Origin of the sequence: Phenylobacterium sp. (genome assembly GCF_030693805.1) — a bacterium.
GTDB lineage: Bacteria > Pseudomonadota > Alphaproteobacteria > Caulobacterales > Caulobacteraceae > Phenylobacterium.
In genome coordinates, this window is sequence record NZ_JAUXZW010000126.1 from 1 (window position 1) to 1,055 (window position 1,055).

Below are 1,055 nucleotides of genomic sequence, written 5' to 3' on the forward strand. Positions count from 1 at the left end.
TGGAATCTGAATTATTTGGATATGAAAGCGGTGCATTTACCGGCGCTGTAAAAAGTAAACCGGGCAGACTAGAAACCGCAGATGGCGGAACAATCTTTCTTGATGAAGTTTCTGAGCTGCCTCTTTCCGCTCAGGTAAAACTTCTCCGTGTGTTGCAAGAAGGAGAAGTTGAAAAGATTGGTAGAACTGAAAAAGTAAAAGTAAACGTCCGCATTATTTCCGCTTCAAACAGAAACCTGGAAGAAGCGATGAAAGAAAAACGTTTCCGCGAAGATCTTTACTACAGATTAAACGTTGTTCCAATTCATGTGCCGCCGCTAAGTAACAGAAAGGAAGACATTCATTATCTAATTGATTACTTCATGAGTGAGTTTTCCAACGATATGGGAAAAGAAATGCCGGTTATCAACGAAGAAGCAATGAAATTTTTAGTTGATTATGAGTGGTCGGGCAACATTCGCGAGTTGAAAAACTTAGTTCAACGTTTACTCTTCTTTGATGAAAAACTGATTGATTCGTTTATAATTGAGACTGCTCTCGGGAAGAAAATTCAATCAACAGAAACAATCATATCAACAGAGGGAGTTAGTTTCAAATCACCGGAAGGGATTCTTTCTCTAAAGCATATGGAAAAAAACTTCCGCGAGAAGTACTTCTCTTACGTTCGCCAAAGATCGGAGTCCGACTCCGAAGCTGCTAAAAAACTCGGTTTAGCTCCGCCAAACTATTACAGAATGTGTAAAGAACTGGGCTTGAAGTAAACTTCAACATCCCTGGCAAGTCGAAATTATTAGAATAATAAGCACTGCTTATCATTCTAATAATTATTAGCCGCACGGAACTTAGGGGAACTGTAAATATTGGTTTATTAATCAAAAAACAAAGTTGTTGAGAGGTATTCTTTTTGTTCATAACTACTTGCTAATTATAACTATCCAGAGTACCCAATGAAAAAACTATACACAAAAGTAAATTTATGGCTGTTTTTACTTTTTTTTGCCTCAACCGTTTCTTACGGACAAACAACACTTGAACCAACTTTAACATTGGTTCAA

Annotated in this window: 1 protein-coding gene; it reads left to right on the top strand. The window is 37.4% G+C overall.

The features are described from left to right. Window positions 1-761 (top strand): sigma 54-interacting transcriptional regulator (locus tag Q8M88_RS05660; protein WP_305595271.1); only part of this gene is annotated, 761 nt, incomplete at its 5' end. Window positions 762-1,055: the final 294 nt, after the last annotated feature.